The following is a 16,264-nucleotide window of genomic DNA, read 5'->3' on the forward strand; positions in this document are numbered from 1 at the left end:
ATGTGGTTTCTGCGGCGCGGAATTATTAACTTTTTCTAATCAATCTTACCTATATGCTGGATCATATTGCATATTCGCAGTAGATGTATTTTGCGATTGGTTAGTATGGCTAAAAATTCATCCGGATTAGTTTCTTTTTATTCATAATAGTTTGAATATTTAAATTTATTAAATTGTTGTAAATCATTTAATAAATTACATTAAAGAAAGAGTTATAGTGTGACGTCAAATAGATAGCATCTTTAAAATTAAAATATTTTAACAATTACAAACGTTTCTAGTTGTCGAAATGGATCGACGTAGAAGGAGATTATACCTATTTGGCATAAGACCCTATTATCATAGAAAAGAGAGGCGGAATGATTATGGACGCAAAGATTGGTAAAAAAAGATGGTATATGATTGCTATGTTGACATTGTGCTATACGATTCTTTATATGGATAGATCATGTATGTCGATGGCAGGACCTTCTATGATGAAGCATTTCAATTGGAGTGCCACACAATACGGGTTGGTTTCAACAGCTTTCTTTATTGGCTATGCATGTACGCAGTTTCCGGGCGGGTGGTTGGCGGATCGATTTGGCGGTGGAAAGGTTACAATGATTGGCGCTCTTTGGTGGTCGCTGTTTGTATTTGTAACGCCTTTTGGCTCTACAATGGGGCTAATGGTAATGATACGAGTTGCAATGGGGTGGGGAGAAGGTGTTTCTTTACCGGCGATGACTTCAATTGTAGCACAGTGGATGCCGAAAAAAGAATCTGGGTTAGCCCAAGGGTTGAGTCTTATGGGGGTGGCTATCGGAATTGCTGCGGCTATGCCGATATCGGCTTGGATTATCCAAACTTGGGGATGGCAAATGGTCTTTTTCTCTTTTGCTTTTATTGCTCCGCTTTGGGTCATTCTCTGGCTTAAGTATGGTAAGGATAAGCCTGAGGAGCATCCGACAATAAGTAAGGAAGAAATAGCGTATATTAGAGCAGATCAAGGTGGTTTGGCAGAAGGTACAAATCAGATCGTAACCTTGACCGCTAAAGATATATTTTCAGTACGGTCAGTTTGGATCGGTGCAATTTCTTTTTTTTGTACCAATTACCTCTTTTACTTATTTATGACCTGGTTGCCGGTGTACTTTGTTAAGGGGCGTGGCTTCGCGCTAGGAACAAGTGCAATATATAGTATGATGCCATATGTGGTTGCCATGTTCACGTATCCATTAGGCGGCTGGCTGGCTGATCAGGCCGCAAAGAAATTAGGACACAATATTGGGAGAAAGCTATTTCCGATACTTGGCATGATAGGTGCTGGCGTTTTATTAATATACGGTTCTAAGGCGATGAATGCCAGTATGGCGGTAGCTTTAATATCAGCGTCTAATGGAGTTTTATGCCTAACCATGGGAGGATATTATTCTATGCCGATCGTTTTTTCTCCCACGCATGCCGGCAAAATTGTTGGCCTTTATGCCACCTGTGCCACAATTGGCGGTATAATTGCACCGCTTCTGACGGGGGTGGTTGTGGATTTATATGGGTATGACTATGCGTTATACTTAGGGGCGGGCTTATCGATACTGGGAGCACTTATTCTGATGACGAGTCAGGTTAAACCGATTATCCCCAGAGTTGATAGAGATAAAGCGCCGAAGTGTAATTCAGTACGAAGTTAGAAGTCGGTCAATAAAGTTTGACGATTGGGGATGAACTGAAAATGGTAGTGATTCATATTGTTAAAGAGCAATCTGACAATTCAGTTTTAATTTATAATTGTTTGATAATTTAGAAAAGTTAAATTGTTGTTAATCGTGAAGTATAGTACAGTTTATATGGGTGGAAAAAGTGGCTCTGGTTTTTGAAAACAAAGTGCCTGATTTTGTAAACAAATATAGGTGGAGGATGGCAGAAATGAAAAAGTCTAAGGCATAAAGCCTTGCACTATAAATACTTTCAATTTTTGAGAGTATACGAAATGATTTGGGGAGGATTTGCGATGGGACACATATTAACAGATGAACAAAAAGAATTGGTTGAAATGGTAAGAAACTTTGCACTTAAAGAAGTAAAACCGCATGTTAAAGAACTTGATGAAAAAGGTGAATTTCCAAAGGAGCTTCTTAAACAGGCTTTTGAGATGGGCTTGCATTGTTTGGAAATACCTGAGGAATATGGTGGTTCAGGACTGGATTATCAAACGACAGCTATTGTTTTTGAAGAATTAGCCAAAGTCGATGCTGGCTATGCTATTTCTTTGGTGACTACATTTGTTGCACTGCGTTCAGTTATCGCGGCAGGCAATGATGAACAGAAAAAGTTGTTTGCCGATATCATTATTCCAGGTGCCTTTGGCGGGTTCTGCCTAACAGAGCCAAATTCCGGATCGGATGCAGGATCGATGAGAGGAACTGCAGTTAGGGAAGGCGATGAATACGTAATTAACGCCAATAAATGCTTTGTTACAAACGGGGGCGTTGCAGATGTATTTGTTGTATTTGCATCAACGGATAGAAGTAAAGGTATTAAGGGGATATCAGCCTTTATTGTAGAGCGAAATAGAGCGGGAATTACTGTTGGAAAACACGAAAACAAAATGGGTCTTCGGTTATCTAATACTACGGATGTAATTTTTACGGATGTAAGAATTCCAGTTGATCATCTGCTTGGGGAAGAGGGAACAGGTTTTATTACAGCAATGAATACGCTAAATGTTTCCAGAGCTTTCGTTGGTGCTTTAGCAGTTGGCATTTGTCAAGCAGCAATTGACGAGGCTGTAAAATATGCAAAAGAAAGATTTCAATTTAAAAAACCGATCGGGCAATTACAGGCTGTCCAAATGATTTTGGCAGATATGGAAATTCAGACTGAGGCAGCTCGTCAATTGGTACAACATGCAATGGTCTTAATGGATGATCATAAGCCAGTGATAAAAGAAGGCTCAATTACAAAAACATTCTGTGGTGACACGGTTGTAAAAGTAACTACGGATGCCGTTCAAATCTTTGGCGGATATGGTGTCAGTAAGGAATATCCGGTTGAAAAACTGATGAGAGATTCTAAGGTGTTCCAAATCTTTGAAGGAACAAATCAGATTCAAAGAATCGTCATTGCAAGAGAAATGCTAAAGTGAAAAATTACGAGGAGGGATCATTATGGAGATTTTAGTTTGCGTAAAGCAAGTACCAGATAGTTCTGATGTAAGCATAGACACAGCAACCAATACGTTGATTCGTGATGGGGTACCAAGTGTTTTAAATCCTTTTGATGGCAATGCCCTTGAAGCGGCAGTGCAGTTGAAAGAAGCACATGGTGGTACGGTGACTGTATTGAGTATGGGACCGGAACAAGCGAAAAGTGTTTTAAAGGAATGTGTATCGCTTGGTGCTGACAAAGCAGTACTGATCAGTGACAAAGCCTTTGCTGGATCGGATACTCTCGTAACCAGTTATATATTGGCAAATGCGATTAAAAAACTTGGTAAGTTTGATCTTATTCTCTGTGGTAAACAGGCAATTGATGGCGATACCGGACATGTTGGTCCAGAAATAGCAGAGCAACTGGATTTGCCGCAGCTTACCTTTGTTGCCAAGATAGAAGTTCAGGGTGATACGATTACCGTGAATAAAGAACATGATGAAGGTTATGAAGTGGTCGAAGCCAAGCTTCCTGTGGTGGCTACGGTAGTAAAATCCATTAATATTCCGAGATATCCATCCATTAAAAGTAAAATGGCAGCAAATAAAGCCAAGATAGAAGTCCTGACAGCGGCAGAACTGCCAGAAATTGATATCGAGAAAACAGGGCTCAAAGGTTCACCGACAAAAGTAGTAAAAATGTTTACGCCTCCTAAAAAAGAATCAGGCATTAGGATTTGTGAAAGTAGTGGAAAAGAATGTGCACTAAAATTATTCGAAGAATTCGTGACTGCTAAACTTATTTAAGGAGGCGTGTAATGATGAATATTGCGGACTATAAAAATATATGGGTGCTGATTGAAAATGTTGATGGAGCAGCAAAAAATGTAGGACTGGAATTATTAAGTCAGGGGCGTATTTTGGCGGATGCCAATCAGGAAAAACTAGTCGGCGTTGTGATTGGAAACAACGTTGCCGCTGCGGTTAAATCAACGATTGCGTATGGTGCAGATGAGGTGTTGGTAGTCGAGGGTGAGGAATATAAGGATTACAGTACCGATGGATATACCAATGCCATGGTAAAGCTGGTTGAAAAGTATAAACCGTCAGTGCTTTTAATCGGAGCCTCCAATCATGGGAAAGATTTGAGCCCACGGATTTCCGCGCGACTGGAAACTGGTGTGACTGCAGATTGCACCGTATTGGGCATTGATGAGGCAACGCGCGAGATCGAATGGACGAGACCCGCTTTTGGCGGAAATTATATGGCGACGGTTGTATGTTCTAATACCAGACCGCAGATTGGAACCGTAAGACCTGGCGTATTTAAAAAGGCACTGCCAGATGATGCGAGAACTGCACCGGTGATAAAGGAAGAAATTTGCACGCCTGCTGAAATGATTCGCACAAAAGTAATTGATCTTATCAAAGCTGTAGGGGGATCCGCCGTTAAGATTGAAGAGGCCGAAGTGATCGTTTCTGGGGGCAGAGGCATGGGAAAACAGGAGAGCTTTGCCTTGCTGAAGGATTTAGCAGATCTTTTTGGCGGTGCAGTGGGTGCATCAAGGGCAGCGGTAGATGCCGGATGGATGCCGCCCTTGCAGCAAGTAGGTCAAACAGGAAAAACCGTAGGCCCTAAGATTTACTTTGCCTGCGGGATATCAGGCGCTATACAGCATTTGGCAGGTATGACGTCTTCGGATATTATCGTAGCCATCAATAAAGATCCGGAAGCACCTATCTTTGATGTGGCCGATTATGGCGTAGTAGGTGATTTATTTGAAGTGATTCCAGCTCTTATTGAGGAAATTAAGAAAAGCAGAGCAAACTAAGTTTCATAACTGAAAATAGTATAGCTCTAAATGCTCCATGGATAGAAGCGGCTTAAAATTTTTATCTTCAAGGGGACTACGTGGATTCAGAAAGATCATGCATATTTGCATAGAGCCTGAACCATTAAAGTAACAAGCGGAGAGTTTTAAACAACTTCTATTAGATTTATTTTCAATCAAGGGGTGAGAGGAATGTCTTCAATAAGAAAAGCTGGTGGATCTCGTGAACACTACTATAGGCGGAAAGGTTATTGGGGGGATGCAACCTTAGCTGATTATTGGAGAATGGCGGTTCTAAGCTCCCCGGAAAAAATAGCTGTGATGGATCTGCAAGGTACAAGTTACACCTATGCCGAATTAGATGATGCGGCTGGCAGAGTTGCATCTTTTTTGCAAGATGCAGGAGTGAAATATGGAGATTTTGTTTCTTTCCAATTACCTGGATGGGCTGAATTTACCGTTGTTTACATAGCCTGTCTGAAAGTGGGGGCAGTTGCGAATCCTCTTTTACCATGTTATCGACAAAAGGAATTAGTACATATTCTTAATCAATGTGAATCAAAAGTTTTTTTCTTTCCAATGAAATATCGAAGGCTGTCTTACTTGCCAATGGTTCAGTCCATCCTTTCTCAACTTCCTTGTTTAAATGAATTGGTAATTGTAGAAAAAGAAGAGAATGTATCTGATGGCAATACCTTTGGAAGGATACTGAAACAATATACACCATTGCCCGATCAGCGTGTGGGGCGGGCTGAGGATTTAGCGGCGGTTTTATTTACCTCGGGAACGGATGGGGCTCCTAAAGGAGTTATGTTTAATCATAATAATATGATTGCCAGTGAAAAAGCTTTTGCAGCCGCATTAAATTTTAATTATACAGATGTTATGTTAATGCCAGCGCCAATGGCACATGCTACCGGCTTTCATCACGGCGTAACGGTACCTTTTATGTTTGGTGCTACAAGTGTACTTCAGGATGTATTTTCTGCAGACACCAGCCTCGCATTAATCACACGGGAACGATGTACTTGCAGCATGGGGGCTACCCCCTTTGTTTATGATATACTGCGTGCGTTGCAAAGTCGGCAATATGACATATCTTCACTTCGCTTTTTCCTATGTGGCGGAGCGCCAATACCCAGACATATCGTTGAGGAAGGGCTGAAAGCAGGGCTCAAAGTGATTGGTGTTTATGGATCTACTGAAAGTGTTCCTCATACAGTGGTACGTCTGCATGATCCGATTGATAAAGTTATACAGACGGATGGTGCGCCGGTACCCAGTGTAGAGGTGCAGGCTGTTGATCCATTACGTCATCCAGTACCTGTGGGAATTGAAGGAGAAGAAGCCTCACGCGGTCCGAATGTTTTTATGGGGTATTTTAAAGATCCGGAAACTACTGCGCGTGTTTTTGATGAGGAAGGTTGGTATTATAGTGGTGACTTGTGTACTTTGGACGAGGATGGATATGTCAGGATTACCGGCAGAAAAAAAGACTTTATTATTCGTGGTGGGGAGAATATCAGCAGTGTGGAGATAGAAAATATTTTATTGCAAATTCCTGGTGTTTATGAAGCTGGTGTCGTAGCAATGCCAGATGAGCGATTGGGTGAGAGAATTTGTGCTTATGTAGTAATGCAAGAACGGAATGAAAGTCTGACTTTAAATAGTATAAAAGCCTTTTTTGAGGAAAAGAAGGTGGCCAAATGCAAATGGCCGGAACGGCTGGAAATCATAAATTGTCTTCCAAGAAATGCGGCAGGTAAGATACAGAAATTTATATTACGACAGGATATAAAACATAAATTGAGCCAAGAGAATGCCAAGATTGCTGTATACTAACTTCGGTATTGCCGCAAAATCAGTAAAAACAGAGGGGAGGATCGCTGATGAAAAATGGGGGATATGAAGATACGCTGATTGCTGCATTAGGCATTAAAGTAATCGAAATAAAGGATACGCAAATTGTTGCTACGATGCCGATTAACAATAGCACCCGCCAGCCAATGGGATTATTACATGGCGGAGCTTCGGCTGCTCTGGCGGAAACAGTAGCCGGTTTAGGTACCTATCATTTTATAAATCCAGAGATAGAATATGCCGTTGGTATAGAAATCAATGCAAATCACGTTCGAAAAAAAAGGGATGGTGTTGTCACTGCGGTGGGCAAACTGCTGCATCACGGAAAAACGATTATGGTATGGGATATTAAAATCACAGATGAACAAGAAAATCTTATATGTGTTTCACGATGTACGATAGGCGTATTTCCTAAAAAATGAGCAGACAAGAATTTAAAAACCCCCCATTCTTAGAAAAGGCTATGAATGGGGGGTTTTTATGCATCAAGAGAATGGCATTTGTATATTGCGTAATTAAAGCTAAAACAAGGAAAAGATAAATTATGATGCATATTCAGAACTTGTAATTGTCTTAGAGTCAAGAAGATAGGTCAAGAGGAAAGTTCCGACACAAGCAATCCATTCCATATAAATAACGTGAGGGAAAATGCGAATGGCTGGGAGTGTCTGCCAAAGAATTAAGACAATTAGACTTACAAGGATGGTATAAAAAGCAGCGTTCTTTCGGCAAAGTGAAGGTGCAAATAGTGTAAAGAGTACGATGACACTGAAGGAAGCTGTCAGACTAAGACCAATCATAAGGGTGTTGATGATACCGCTGATTGTCATTGCAAAAATAAGGGTTAACAGACCTAAAGCCAAAACAGAAATTTTTGTGACAAGTAGAAAACTTTTATCACTCATGTCTGGTTTTACGAATTTTTTATAAATATCTTGTGAAAACAATGTGGCGGAGCTCAGCAGTAAATTGCAAGCTGTGGACACATCTGCGGCCCATAATGCAGCCAATGTAATGCCTGCTAAAATTGGATTTAAAGACATGATGGTCATGGGAAGTGCCATTGCTGGTGCTGCATCCGGAAACATTGTTCTTGCAATGACACCCAGTAATGCACTGACAAAACCGATTGGCAGCATCATGAGACCACCAATGATAAATCCACGTTGTGCTGTTTGCACATTTTTGGCACCTAAGGAAATTTGAATGATGCTTTGCAAAGATAAATTCACTGTTACTAATACGAGGATCCAAGTTATAATGCCTGTAATGCCGACACCATCAAAAAAGCTAAGAAAAGGTGTCGATTCTGGAAGTTTGGCTTCGATGTTCGCTAAACCACCAGCTTGCCAAACGCATACAATTGTAGCTAAAATGATACCGATGTATTTTAAAGATACATTTAAGATATTAGAGAGACTTGCAGACCACATGCCGCCGATCATGGTAACACTAATGAAGACAACTGCGCTTGTCAGCATTCCTGTAGTCAGTGTAAAGATTTCCGGCATCAAAGCGGAAAGAATGCTGCCACCTGCTAAATACTGCAGGGACATGATGACGAGTTGAATTAGAATCTGACATGCAATGCCAGCAATCATACCCTTTTTATCATAGTATCTACCGAGCAGTTCTGGAATGGTTGTAATATTGAGCTGCCGATATTTTTTTGCAACGAGCATGCCCATGGCGATGGCACCAATGCCCCAAGCTGTAGTGTACCAACCTGCGGACAATCCTACTTTATATGCCTGTTCAGCAACACCAATCGTAGAAGCACCACCCACGGCAAGACCGACGATGGATACTGTGATAAGCGGGGTAGTTAATTGTCTGCCAGCTAAAATATAGTTGGCAGCACTTCCGGCAGAACGACGTTGCGCAAAATAGCTGATAACGAAAAGTAAGAGAATATAAATGCAGACGATAAGAAATGGAATATGCATAAGAAAACCTCCTAAAATAGAATTTATTTTTATGGAAATGATAAAAAAAACGCCCCTCATAAAGAGGGACGATAGGATCGTGGTACCACCCAAATTTAACCTTACAGACAAAATAAAAAGCGATACCGATAAGGGACGAATCACCGCGGTACCACCCTAGTTTGACCATAAGATCAGCTCTATGTCTGTAACGTAGACGAAACGGCAAGACCTACTTTTATTTCAGTCCGCAGTTCGGGAAGGAACTTCATGATGGATTTTCAACTAGTTTGCACCAACCACTAGCTCTCTGGATGAAAATACAAAATTACTTTTTTCCGTCATCACCAATAAATAATATATCATTGTAAACGATTATAAAGTTTTACAGTACAAATGTCAATATACAATATACTGTCAGGTTAAATTTTATGATGAAAAATGAGATTGTTTCTCAAAAATTGCAGGAAAAACGTTTACTAAAAGAGAAATTCTATAATTTAGTTTTATTTAAACGGAGGTTTTCATGTCTATTTATAAAAAATTTATGCAGTACTATAAACCATATCAGAAATTATTTTACATGGATCTATTGTGTGCTTTGATCGTTTCAATCATTGATCTTGTATTTCCACAGCTTTTATACTTTCTTACACATGGTTTATTTGTACAAACACCACAAGAAATATTGCGCGTGATTGGCTGGGTTGGGGCTGGTATGCTGTTTATGTATAGCATTCGGTATGTCTGTCAATATTATATTACAACCTGGGGGCATATCATGGGAGCCCGGATGGAAAGTGATATGCGGCAGGATTTGTTTGATCATTATCAAAGGTTGTCATTTTCCTATTATGATCGTAATAATACTGGCGAGATGATGTCAAAATTAGTATCTGATTTATTTGATATATCAGAACTTGCCCATCATGGACCGGAAAATATTTTTATATCATCAATTAAGATTTTAGGATCGTTCGCATTGTTGTTATTTATCAATGTTAAGATGACATTGGTTCTTTTTGCAGTTACGTTTGTGATGATTGTTTTTAGTATTTATAAGAATAGAAAAATGAAAGAAATTTTTATGAACAACCGTGAAAAAATTGCGGGCGTGAATGCTAGAGTGCAAGATAGTCTTTCGGGCATTCGTGTGGTAAAATCGTTTGCCAATGAAGAATTGGAACGTGAAAAATTTAATCACAGCAATCTGGAATTTTTAGTTACAAAAGAAGACAGTTACAGAATCATGGGCGGATTCCATGCGGGAAATGGCTTTTTTCAGGGCTTATTATATATAGCGGTATTGGTCAGTGGTGGGTATTTTATCGCCAATGGTAGTTTAGAAGTTACAGATTTGGCAGTATACGCGTTATATATAGGAATATTTTTAAATCCGATTGATGTTTTGATCAATTTTACAGAGCAATTTCAAAAGGGGTATTCTGGATTTAGACGGTTTGTAGAAGTTGTAGGAACAACACCGGAAATCCTTGATCGACCTGGTGCCGTTGTGCTGGAAAATGTAGAAGGAAATATCGTTTATCAAGATGTATCATTTCGCTATGATCAGACGAATGGTGTGCTGGATCAAGTGAATATTTCGATTCCGGCAGGTAAAACGGTTGCGCTAGTCGGCCCTTCAGGAGGAGGAAAAACTACGTTATGTTCTCTTTTACCAAGGTTTTATGATGTAACTGCAGGTGCGGTCTTAATTGATGGCAAAGATGTGCGTGATGTCATGTTAAAGTCTTTAAGAAGTGCGATTGGGATTGTGCAGCAAGATGTTTATATTTTTGCGGGAACGATTCGTGACAACATTGCGTATGGAAAACCGGATGCTACGGATGAAGAAATTATCGCAGCGGCGAGAAACGCCAACATTCATAGTTTTATCAGTAGTCTGCCGGAAGGGTATGACAGCTATGTTGGTGAAAGAGGCACCAGACTTTCCGGTGGACAAAAGCAGCGGATTGCAATTGCCCGTGTATTTTTGAAGAATCCTAAGATCTTAATCCTTGATGAAGCTACTTCAGCGCTTGATAATGAAAGCGAACGATATATTCAATCCTCGTTAGAACGTCTTTCGAAAGATCGTACGACCATTGTTGTTGCACATAGACTTAGTACTATTCGCAATGCCGATGAAATTATCGTTATCAACCACAAGGGCATTCAAGAAAGAGGTTCGCATGATGAGCTCTTGCCTTTAGATGGCTTATACGCAAAATATTACAAAATGCAGTTTGAGGGATTGGATGAATTACCGGACGAAGTGTAATTTTTCATTACTTTTATTATGGAGGCCATAAAATGAATGGTTATATGTTTTTAGGCTTAGCAATTGCATTAGAAATCTTTTCTACATCTATGCTTAAAGCTTCGGAAGGATTTACGAAGATGATTCCCGGAGGTCTATTTATCGTAGGAATGGGACTATCTTTTTATTTACTTTCCTATGCATTACAGTTTATACCTTTGAGTATAGCCTACGCGATTTGGTCCGGGGTAGGAACGGCTTTGACTGCTTTAATCGCTGTACTCGTTTGGAAAGAATCGCTCAATGTATATACTGCGATTGGGATAGTATTCATTATTCTTGGCGTTGTAATACTGAATATGAAAGGATCAGTGCATTGATTAATTTCTAGATGCAAGATGATTTTAAGCTAATTGTATCTTTTAATTTATTAGACTATAATATTTATAAATAATATTATAGAGGTGGAAGAATGGATACATTAGGAATTGAAGCTTTTCTTGCTGTGGTGCGGCATGGTAGTTTAACTGAAGCGGCAAACTCTTTGTTTTTATCTCAATCCACTCTTAGCCATCGTCTTTCAGAACTGGAACGGGAAGTAGGCGTGAGCTTAATTGATCGAGGACGTGGGCTCAGAACGTTGACTTTAAACGATTATGGGAAAGAATTTTTAGCAATCGCCAGAAGATGGGATGACTTGATGCAGGATACAAAACGCATTCAATCCCGGACAAAAAATTTGTCATTGTTCATTGGCGCTGTAGATATCATTCATACGTTTCTGCTTCCTCCTCTTTATCAGACCTTGCGTGAAAATGCAAAAGATATGAGTATTCGTATGAAAACGCATAATTCAACAGAACTTTATCTTAAAGTAGATAGTGGTGAAATGGATGTTGCCTTTACACTTTTAGATTTACCGATGAGAAATATTGTGATCAAGAAATTTTACACTGAGCCCAGGGTTGTATTACGAAAAGAAGCTGTAGCGGGAAAGTGTAATGAAATTATTGATTTAGATAGTCTGGATATGACAAAGGAAGTATTTTTTGAAGGAGAGCCCATGTTTCAAGAGTGGTACAGTCGATGGAAGGGCGATCGGGGGTATCCCGACATCTGTGTAGATACGGCACAATTACTGTTTCCACTTTTAAACATTGAAGGAACTTGGTCGATTGTTCCACTTTGTATGGCGCAAAAATTTGTTTCGACAGGAACATTTTCTTATTATCGATTAGAAGATCCGCCCCCTGAACGTATTTGTTATAAGATACAATCGCAATATCCAAAAACAAAAGCTTTAGACAGTCTTAAAATATTAGATTCATGTTTAGATTGCTTTTTTATTGAATCATTACTGTACAATAATGATAGAGCATAAGTATAAGTGGTAGACAGCGAGTTAAGGCTTGCTGTCTACCACTTATTTTTATATGCGGATTCTTTGCAAATATGCCAATTTAAGCATTTTTAATATTATCGAAATATTCGATTTTATAACACAAAAACTTAAATTTTACAATCTTTTCGTGCATATATATAATAACAGTGTAAGCAATGTAGACAATAATCTTTTTAAGGGGGATGTATTTTGAAATCATGTATTGACTTAGTTGCTGATCTTGGAGAAGGGTTCGGTTGTTATACGATTGTAGATGATGCTAGCATGCTGGAACTGGTTAGTTCTGCAAATGTTGCCTGCGGATTTCATGCCGGTGATCCTCGAACGATGGCGAAAGCAGTAGAATTGGCTGTCAAAAATGGTGTTGGCATTGGCGCGCACCCGGGATTTCCAGATTTAGTTGGGTTTGGCCGCAGAGATATGAACCTAACCTCTTGGGAGATTACAACAGATATAATTTATCAATTGGGTGCACTGCATGCTTTTGTTAAAGTATACGGAGGGCACTTGCAGCATATAACGCCACACGGGCGGTTGGGCAATCTTGCAGATACAGATCGAAGATATGCAGAGGCAGTAGTTGATGCGGTTCTTCGTTTCGATCCGTCATTGATTATCGCAACATCAGAAGGTGAATTATCAGAGCTTGCTAAAACACGTGGATTAAAGGTAGCAACGCTGCTACTGGGAGATCGTGCTTATCATGATGATGGTTCACTCGTGAGCCGCAGAGAAGCAAATGCGGTTATTCATGATCCGGAAATTGTATTAAAAAGATGTGTACGAATGGCGCTGGAGGGCAAGGTAGAATCGGTAAATGGACGTGATATTGAGAAAAGGGGCGATTCATTACTTTTACATGGTGATACGGCAGGCGCTTTGGCAATAGCAAAAAAAATTCGCAATGCATTAATTGAAGCTGGGGTAGAAATACGTACATTAGGTAAGAGTTTCTCCTGAATCGTTTGGTGAGGGTGGCATATTTGAGGGAGGATGTAGAGTGAAAATTCTAAATAATGAAATAATTAATTATGGCGATTCAGCAATTTTGATTGAATTTTCCAAGATCTTTACGGAAGAAGCTTGGGAAAATGCACATGGTTTAGCAAAATTACTTCGTCAACATGAAATCAATGGAGTTTTAGAAATCTATCCAACCTACACGACGGTGCTGATTACTTTTGATTGCTTGATTACTGATCACAATACGATTAAATCGATCGTTCATGAAATTATCGAAAGTAGAGCTGACCTAAAGAAATTTGAAGTTGGATTGAGGCAATATTATCGACTTCCGGTTGTATTCGGTGGGCAATGGGGCTCTGATCTACCCTTTGTTGCCGCGCATTTGGGAATTGCAGAGGAGGCAGTAATTCAGACGTTCTGCTCTGGGTTTCGTAAGATTTTTACCTTTGCCACGTTTGGCGGTTTCTTGATGGAAGGTGCACCTTTTGCAGAGAAAATCCCTCGACTTAAGAGTCCACATACACAGGTTCCAGGTGGGTATGTGGCGGTGGCTGGAAATCAGACCGCATTTGTTCCGGTAACAAGCCCTAGTGGGTGGCGAACGATAGGTCACTGCCCGATTCAGGTTCTTGATTTAGAAGTTCTGCCTCCTGTTCCCTATAATCCGGGAGATTATATTGAATTTTTTCCTATTACCGAAGAAGAGCAAAGCTTATATGCAGAAAAAACAATTCATGATATGAAGGTGATGCTGTAATGGAAAAATGTCTAATTGTTAAATCTGCAGGATTTGCATCTGTGCAGGATCTTGGTCGGACGGGGTTGATGCACTATGGTATCAGCAGTAACGGTGCGATGGATACTTATGCGTATCTTTTGGGAAATGAGTTGGTGGGCAATCAGTCGCCTGAGCCGTCTATTGAAATTACTGCTTTCGATTTTTCGATGAGCAGTACAGTCGATGTCCCAATTTGTATTACAGGGGCACCGGCAGATCTTACAATAGATGCTCTGCCAATTGAGGCAGGAAAGTCTACGATTCTCCCGGCAGGAAAAGTTTTTTCTGTACAAAATATTCGGCAAGGCTTACGGGTTTATATTGCCGTTGGAGGAGGCATTGAAGTTCCGAAGGTATTGGGAAGCTGTGCGATGGATACCATCGGTATGATTGGAGATAAGCTTCGTACCGGACAGCAGTTATTGCTGAGAAATCCGCCAATATCGCCAAATGTAGGTTATGGATCACCTTGGAATATTAGAGTATGTGATGGCTGTAATATAGATATTTTCAAAGATTACTTGGAGCAATTTTATCAATCAACTTATACTGTCAGCCTAGATAGCAATCATGTTGGAATTCGTTTGGAAGGTTCTCCGATTGTAGGACATCAACCAACTGAGGTAATATCACGTGGCGTTTGTGTGGGTTCTATACAGATCGTTCCGTCTGGTACTCCGATCATTACTTTCAAGGGGCGGGGAGGCACTGCAGGGTATCCGATTATTGGGGTGATTGCCTCAGTCGATATGGAACTTGCCGCTCAACTTAGACCGGGAGATAGCGTGAAATTTACCAGAATTTCAGTTGAAGAAGCAATAGAAAAATATCGTGAACGATTTAGAAAATTGAAGCTGGTTAAAGCACTTCGAGTATAAACACCCAATCAGTTTTAAAGTGCAAAAATGAGAGAATAGGGAGAGGGAATGGGATGACAAAATCATGTTCAAGTATTGTTTTTGGTGTAGAGGGGTCGCCGACGGTAGCAATTTCTGACCGCGCACGCCAATTGCAGCAAGAAGGCGTTAATGTAATTAATTTAGGGAGTGGAGATCCTGATTTTGGGACACCGCAGCATATTCAAGATACTGCGATTGCATCTATAAAGGATGGATTTACGCATTATGTTGATAGTAAAGGTACACCGCAACTTAGAAAAGCAATTGCTGAAAAATTTCAGAGAGAACAGGGACTGACATACGATGTTAATAAAGAAATCATAGCGACGGCAAGTGGGAAGGTGGCATTGTATATTGCATTAAATGCAGTGGTGGAGCCAGGTGATGAAGTTCTGATATTTGAACCAGCTTGGGTTAGTTATCGTCCAATCGTTCAGTTGCTTAGCGGAATACCAGTGGGAGTTCCATTACAATTTGAAACAAATTTTACGATTACAGACGACATCATTGAAGCCCATGTCAGCAAAAAAACCAAAGCGATTATTGTAAATTCTCCTAGTAATCCAACTGGCAGGGTGTTAACCAAGACAGAGCTTGATAGTATCGCTCGGATGGCGCAAAAGTATGACTTATGGGTGCTGACAGATGATATATATGAAAAAATCATCTATGATGGTCGCGTGCATACGTCACTGGCTGCTTTACCGAATATGAAAGAGCGAACGATTGTGATCAATGGCATGTCAAAAGCTTATGCGATGACTGGCTGGCGTCTGGGTTATTTAGCTGGACCTGCTGAAATTGTAAAACAGATATTAAAGGTACAGCAGCATTTAGTTACCTGTGCCGCATCGTTTACAAATGTTGCAGGGGTGGCTGCACTAGAAGGTGGTAGTGCCTGTATCGATGTTATGGTCGAGGAATATGACAAACGCCGGCGAGAAATCACAGCTGCATTAAATCGCATCCCAGGGGTGCAGTGCCCATTGCCAGAGGGTGCATTTTACTTTTTCCCGAAGGTTGATTATAAAGGGATGTGTTCCTTTGAGCTGGCAAAGTATTTACTAGATTCTGCACATGTTGCGGTAACACCGGGAAGTGCTTTTGGTGATGCTGGAGAAGGATGCATTCGTCTTACGTATGCGATATCACTTGCAAATCTCCAAGAGGCTGTTGAACGGATTGAACAAGCATTAAAATAACGAAGTATAAAG

14 protein-coding genes and 1 other annotated feature are annotated in these 16,264 nt (G+C 40.3%); of the genes, 13 read left to right on the plus strand and 1 reads right to left on the minus strand.

What is annotated here, in order from left to right; all coding sequences use genetic code 11:
• The first annotated feature begins 365 nt into the window (after nucleotides 1–365).
• From BN6559_RS13090 to BN6559_RS13115, 6 genes are all read left to right on the plus strand, one after another.
• A complete protein-coding gene (locus BN6559_RS13090; RefSeq protein ID WP_110955137.1) occupies nucleotides 366–1,670 on the plus strand; it encodes an MFS transporter in 1,305 nt (434 codons plus the stop codon).
• Between the two features lie 320 nt (nucleotides 1,671–1,990).
• Entirely contained in the window at nucleotides 1,991–3,124 is a 1,134-nt protein-coding gene (locus tag BN6559_RS13095; RefSeq protein ID WP_110955138.1) for an acyl-CoA dehydrogenase family protein, read from the plus strand.
• Nucleotides 3,125–3,146: 22 nt separating this feature from the next.
• A complete protein-coding gene (locus BN6559_RS13100) occupies nucleotides 3,147–3,935 on the plus strand; it encodes an electron transfer flavoprotein subunit beta/FixA family protein (protein ID WP_110955139.1) in 789 nt (262 codons plus the stop codon).
• A gap of 11 nt (nucleotides 3,936–3,946) precedes the next feature.
• The gene (locus BN6559_RS13105; RefSeq protein WP_234407844.1) at nucleotides 3,947–4,960 is read left to right on the plus strand and encodes an electron transfer flavoprotein subunit alpha/FixB family protein; all 1,014 of its coding nucleotides are present in this window, start codon (nucleotides 3,947–3,949) and stop codon (nucleotides 4,958–4,960) included.
• A 192-nt stretch (nucleotides 4,961–5,152) separates the two neighbouring features.
• Complete coding sequence (fadK, locus tag BN6559_RS13110; protein WP_110955141.1) at nucleotides 5,153–6,802, plus strand: medium-chain fatty-acid--CoA ligase; 1,650 nt, start codon at nucleotides 5,153–5,155, stop codon at nucleotides 6,800–6,802.
• 47 nt (nucleotides 6,803–6,849) lie between these two features.
• On the plus strand, nucleotides 6,850–7,242 hold the full coding sequence (locus BN6559_RS13115) for a PaaI family thioesterase (RefSeq protein ID WP_110955142.1): 393 nt from the start codon (nucleotides 6,850–6,852) through the stop codon (nucleotides 7,240–7,242).
• A 120-nt stretch (nucleotides 7,243–7,362) separates the two neighbouring features.
• Here the strand turns inward: BN6559_RS13115 and BN6559_RS13120 are convergent, their stop codons facing one another.
• Entirely contained in the window at nucleotides 7,363–8,766 is a 1,404-nt protein-coding gene (locus tag BN6559_RS13120) for a sodium:solute symporter family protein (protein ID WP_110955143.1), read from the minus strand.
• A 128-nt stretch (nucleotides 8,767–8,894) separates the two neighbouring features.
• Nucleotides 8,895–9,099 (minus strand) — a binding site (T-box leader).
• Between the two features lie 172 nt (nucleotides 9,100–9,271).
• On the opposite strand from BN6559_RS13120, the gene BN6559_RS13130 reads away from it, so the two are divergent.
• The 7 genes from BN6559_RS13130 to BN6559_RS13160 all read left to right on the plus strand — a co-directional run bounded on the left by BN6559_RS13130 (nucleotide 9,272) and on the right by BN6559_RS13160 (nucleotide 16,252).
• Nucleotides 9,272–11,026, plus strand: coding sequence for an ABC transporter ATP-binding protein (locus tag BN6559_RS13130; protein ID WP_110955145.1), 1,755 nt, complete (start codon nucleotides 9,272–9,274; stop codon nucleotides 11,024–11,026).
• Nucleotides 11,027–11,058: 32 nt separating this feature from the next.
• Nucleotides 11,059–11,385 carry a DMT family transporter gene (locus BN6559_RS13135; RefSeq protein WP_110955146.1) on the plus strand — a complete coding sequence of 109 codons (327 nt, stop codon included), beginning with the start codon at nucleotides 11,059–11,061 and terminating at the stop codon, nucleotides 11,383–11,385.
• Between the two features lie 92 nt (nucleotides 11,386–11,477).
• Nucleotides 11,478–12,386, plus strand: coding sequence for a LysR family transcriptional regulator (locus BN6559_RS13140; protein ID WP_110955147.1), 909 nt, complete (start codon nucleotides 11,478–11,480; stop codon nucleotides 12,384–12,386).
• Between the two features lie 210 nt (nucleotides 12,387–12,596).
• Entirely contained in the window at nucleotides 12,597–13,367 is a 771-nt protein-coding gene (locus tag BN6559_RS13145) for a LamB/YcsF family protein (protein ID WP_110955148.1), read from the plus strand.
• A 40-nt stretch (nucleotides 13,368–13,407) separates the two neighbouring features.
• Nucleotides 13,408–14,130, plus strand: a complete 723-nt coding sequence (locus tag BN6559_RS13150) for a 5-oxoprolinase subunit B family protein (RefSeq protein WP_199883989.1) — start codon at nucleotides 13,408–13,410, stop codon at nucleotides 14,128–14,130.
• Nucleotides 14,130–15,029: a 5-oxoprolinase subunit C family protein gene (locus BN6559_RS13155; RefSeq protein ID WP_110955150.1), complete on the plus strand. Its 900-nt coding sequence runs from the start codon at nucleotides 14,130–14,132 to the stop codon at nucleotides 15,027–15,029. Before BN6559_RS13150 ends, BN6559_RS13155 begins: the two co-directional genes overlap by 1 nt.
• 53 nt (nucleotides 15,030–15,082) lie before the next feature.
• Nucleotides 15,083–16,252, plus strand: a complete 1,170-nt coding sequence (locus BN6559_RS13160) for a pyridoxal phosphate-dependent aminotransferase (RefSeq protein ID WP_110955151.1) — start codon at nucleotides 15,083–15,085, stop codon at nucleotides 16,250–16,252.
• Nucleotides 16,253–16,264 lie beyond the last annotated feature (12 nt).

The sequence above is a fragment of the Massilibacillus massiliensis genome, assembly GCF_900086705.1.
GTDB lineage: Bacteria > Bacillota > Negativicutes > FLKF01 > FLKF01 > Massilibacillus > Massilibacillus massiliensis.